General features: G+C 35.6%; 5 protein-coding genes. All 5 read right to left on the bottom strand.

Annotation, left to right across the window (positions count from 1 at the left end; translation table 11 throughout):
- Window positions 1-252: DUF4369 domain-containing protein (locus tag ACY651_RS18195; RefSeq protein ID WP_462254930.1), on the bottom strand; the 252-nt coding region annotated here is incomplete at its 3' end.
- A 103-nt stretch (window positions 253-355) separates the two neighbouring features.
- Window positions 356-1801 carry an Asp-tRNA(Asn)/Glu-tRNA(Gln) amidotransferase subunit GatB gene (gatB, locus tag ACY651_RS18190; RefSeq protein WP_462254929.1) on the bottom strand — a complete coding sequence of 482 codons (1446 nt, stop codon included), beginning with the start codon at window positions 1799-1801 and terminating at the stop codon, window positions 356-358.
- A 137-nt stretch (window positions 1802-1938) separates the two neighbouring features.
- Window positions 1939-3069, bottom strand: a complete 1131-nt coding sequence (locus ACY651_RS18185) for a PDZ domain-containing protein (protein WP_462254928.1) — start codon at window positions 3067-3069, stop codon at window positions 1939-1941.
- Window positions 3070-3346: 277 nt separating this feature from the next.
- Window positions 3347-3856: a GNAT family N-acetyltransferase gene (locus ACY651_RS18180; protein WP_462254927.1), complete on the bottom strand. Its 510-nt coding sequence runs from the start codon at window positions 3854-3856 to the stop codon at window positions 3347-3349.
- 21 nt (window positions 3857-3877) lie between these two features.
- Window positions 3878-4629, bottom strand: a 752-nt coding sequence (locus tag ACY651_RS18175; RefSeq protein ID WP_462254926.1) for a tetratricopeptide repeat protein, incomplete at its 5' end; no start/stop codon positions are given.

Here is a 4629-nt window from a genome sequence, read left to right as displayed (position 1 = left end):
CAGTTTTTCCAACCGTATGCGGTAAATTCCTTCTTCGGCAGCAATGCCGGTAAGGATGAATTTTCCGTTTTTTATTTCGGCAGTATCTATTACTTCCGGATCTTTTTGGCCAAAAGATAATTCTTCTAAATAGGCTTTTTGGTCAGGCACATTTTTTAACTGGCCGTTTACTGTAAATTTTCCTTTTTCACCTTCATTGTTACATGAAATTAGAATAACAGCAATTGAAAGGAGCAATAATATTTTTTTCATTTTATTTTTTTGTTATAGATTTTTTATCCAAAAAAGAAGTTTCAAAATAACAAGAGTTTATTCGCTGAGTGAGTCACCCCAAAAGGGTGACTCACTCAGTACTTTACCCGAGCTTTTCGCTTAATAATTTATTTACTATTTGCATATCGGCTTTTCCTTTACTTAATTTTTTTACTTCGCCTGCAAACAAACCTATCAATCCTTTTTTACCACTTTTATATTCTCTTACTTTATCAGGCATTTTTGCAATGGCTTCATCAACCCAGGTTTCAACTGAACCACTGTCACTTTCCTGTAAAAGATTCAGAGTTGTTGCAATTTGCAGGGGTTCTTGTTGCGGATCGTTAATTAAAGCGCTGAATATTTTTGTGGACGCATTGCTGAAATTTATTTTTCCCTCATCAACCAATTGTATGATGGCTGCAATTTTTTCTGCAGGTAAAATAAAATCTTTAATGTCAGTGCTACTGTCATTAAAATAATTTTTTACTGGGCCGAGTAACCAGTTAGCGGCAGCTTTATAATTATTTGTATGTTTTATAATGGCTTCAAAATAATTTATATTTTCTTTATCGCTGCAAATTACATTGGCATCGTAAGGGGTTAAATGTAAAATCTCCTGGTATTTTTTTTCTAAGGTTTCGGGCAGCGCAGGAATAGATTCTTTTACCTGCTGCAAAAACTCATCAGTAATAAAAAATGGTGTAAGGTCGGGCTCAGGAAAATAACGGTAATCATCTGCTTCCTCTTTACTGCGTAACGAAAATGTAGAATTGTTATCGGCATCAAAACTTCTTGTTTCCTGTATAATTTTATCTCCTGCTTCTGTAATTTCAATAAGCCTCGCCACTTCAATTTCAATAGCTTTTTTTACATTGCGGATACTGTTTAAATTTTTCACTTCTACACGGGTACCTAATTTTGTTTCTCCTTTTAAACGTATAGAAATATTGGCATCGCATCGCATGCTGCCTTCTTCCATATTGCCATCGCAAATTTCTAACCAGCGCACTAATTTTCTTAATTCGGTTATGTATGCAAAGGCTTCATCGCTGCTGTGTAAATCGGGTTCGCTAACAATTTCTAATAAGCAAACACCGGCACGGTTTAAATCTATTGAAGTAAAATTTTCATCCACATCATGCAAACTTTTTCCGGCATCTTCTTCCATGTGTATCCTGTTGAGCAAAATATTTCTTTCGCCATCAGCAGTTTTAATTTTTACAAAACCATTTTTACAAATGGGTGTTGTGTGCTGACTTACCTGGTAACCTTTTGGCAGATCGGGATAAAAATAATTTTTACGGGCAAAATAATTATACTGTTCAATATTGCAATGTAAAGCAAGGCCTAATTTAATTGCATACTCAATTGCTTTACGGTTCATTTTGGGTAATGTGCCGGGATGCGCCAAAGTAACAGGACTGATATGTGTGTTAGGTTCGCCGCCAAAAGCTGCACTGTCACCACAAAATAATTTACTTTTTGTTAAGAGTTGTGTATGCACTTCAAGCCCGATAACCACCTGGTATTTATCATTATTTTTCACGGGGCAAAGGTAAGTAAAAAAGCCCCTCTCTATCTCTCCCCAAAGGGGAGAGATAGAGTATAAGATCTTAGCGCAAATAAGTTTGATAAAAAAAGCCCCCAAAATTTTGGGGGCTTTTACATTGTTTTTCAATAGCGTTATAAATTTGCTGTTTTTAATTTTTTAGGGATTTTTATATCGAAGCTCATTTCTTTTCCATTGCGTTTTGCTTTAATGTTGTACGATGATTTATCTGCATTTTCGTGCAGTTGCTCACGGGCATCATCGGTATTGGTAATTTTTTTGCCGCCAATTTCGGTAACAATATCATCCTTTTTAAGTCCTGCTTTTTCTGCAGGAGAATCTTTGTCTGTATCTAAAACTTTTACACCATCACTTTCTTCTACATCCTGAATTTTTAAACCTAATTTTTGCTGGCGTGGAAAAGAGTTACCTCCAAAAAAATCCATTCCATCAACATTACCTTTGCCATTCCATTCAAAGTTTTCCATATTGGGGATAGTTTGTAAACGTGGCATTGCAGGTGTACGCGGCATGGAAAATGTACGCATGTCTCCTTTTGGTCCGCTAAAGGAATATGCCAAAGATGATGATTTAGTTTCTCCCAAAACTGCTTTAGATGAATTTTCTTTTCCATCACGTTTGTAGTACACCGTTACTTCATCTTTTGGTTTAAATGTACCCACCACTTCGGATAATGATTCGGGGCCTTCAACTTGTTTATCATTAATTTTTGTAATAACATCACCATTTTTTAGCCCTGCTTTTTCAGCAGCACTGCCTTTGGTTACATTGGTAATTACTGCAGTATTTGGTTTGGTATCATTAGCATCGTCATCATTTTCAACACCGGTAGTTACACCTAAAAAAGCCCTCGGTTGGCCGGAAAGCATACCTTTCATTGGGCCGTTGAAATAAACATCCATATCACCAGGGGCAAAGGAAAGGCTGCGCTGGCCATCCCAAATTTTAATATTCCTTTTATTGATAGTAATATCTGCGTCTTTAAATTCGCTGATAGGTTTGCCATTGATGGTTACATTATCCCCTTTTATTTCAACAGTTATTTTACTGTCGCTATCCCCTTTTTTGCGGATGACAATTTCCTGCGTTTCTTTTTTTTCTTTTAGTTCCTTCCTTTCTTTTAGCTCTTTCTTTTCCTTTACTTCTTTTCTTTCTTTTACTTCTGGCTTTTCATCCTGTGCAGATGCAGTGTAGCTTAAAGTGGTAAAACCCATTACAGCAGCAAACAATAGTAACTTCTTCATAATTATTTATTTTTGTACGAAATGTTTAGTAGGTCAAATGTAGACAGATTTTTTGAATTACGAAATATTTCGGAGATTATTTTTTTGCTTTAACAAAATTTTGGAAATTGCCGCAGAACACAAAGTAAAGAAATTTGCCTTTGGCAAAATAGGGTAGCCACGGATTACACAGATTTTCACGGATTAGAGGAAAAAATTTTTGCCCGCTGATTTCGCAGATGTCGCTGATGAAAAAAATATTGCTTTTCTGCGCTATCTGCGAAATCGGCGGGAGTATTTATGCAGCATTAGTGATACTAAAAGTTTTTACCGGGCAATTATCAACCACTTCTTCTTTTATAAACTGCATTCCAATTTTTTCTAAAATTTTTAGAGAAGCAATATTTTCAATATGTGCCCGGCCAATAACAGTTTTTAAATGCAGGTGATTAAAACCATACTCTAATGTATGTTTTGCGACTTCGTAAGCATAGCCATTACCCCAAAAGTTTTGCATCAGCCGGTAGCCTAAATCAATTTCATCAGTCTCAGCTAAATATTTTAAACCGCACCAGCCAATAAACTCATTTGTAGTTTTTAAATATATTGCCCAGCGCCCTAAATTATTTTTGTATTGTGGTAAGATGATGGTGTTTAAGATATGCAGCGCCTGCTCTTCTGTTACCAGTGGCGGCTCATGCAAATATTTTAATACTTCGGGGTTGCTGTTGAGTTGTAATAATAAGTTTGTATCTGCTTCGGTAAAGCGGCGGAGGGTGAGGCGTGGGGTTTGAAGGATGATATGCATGGGTTTTTATTGCAGCTATATTTATGCAGATTGCCTTCTTCTTTTGTAAAAAAATAAACCGGCGAGCAAAGCAGCCAACCCAATTCCACCATAAATAAAATATTGTTTTTGCCTTGCAGCCTGTTTTCTTTTTTCTTCCTGATCTTTAAAATAATTAAATCCCTTTTCTAATACTGAGGATGCAATTTCTATTGTATTATTATCCGCAACCTGTATAGCTGCATCTAAATAATAAATACCGGTAAAAGGAATTTTTTCTTTGTACTTTTTAAAATATGGTTTAAGGTCATCTCTTTTTTGAGCAAGATTTAAAACATTTTCTCTGTCGTAATCTATTCCTGTTTCATAAATTACATAAGCACCTTTAATAGAAATACTGTCTGCTAAAAAATCACCCAGCTCCTGCAATACTTTTGCTATTAAAAGATTGGGCGCAGGTGTAAAAGGAATTCTTTCCTGTAACTGATAACTTACATCATACGCTATTGCAGTTGCCGGCTGTTTAATATTGTATAAGTCTAAAATATTTTCGCCTGCAATTTTATTATCAGGAATGTTTTTAAGCTTGTACTCTAATATTTTTATGTGAAACCATTCACTTCCGCTGTGTGATTCAGGATTTATTGCAACAGCCTTTTTAATAAATTCCAAAGCTTTTACATTTTTTCCCTGCAGCTCATATAATGTGCCCAGGTTAACGGTAACGCTGTAATTTTTAGGATGTTTGCTTAACAGTTCCAGTAATATTTTTTCGGCTTCATCAAGCCTGCCCA

It is taken from the genome of Ferruginibacter sp., assembly GCF_031391665.1.
Classification (GTDB): domain Bacteria; phylum Bacteroidota; class Bacteroidia; order Chitinophagales; family Chitinophagaceae; genus Ferruginibacter.
This window is presented reverse-complemented; position numbering and strand designations above follow the sequence as displayed.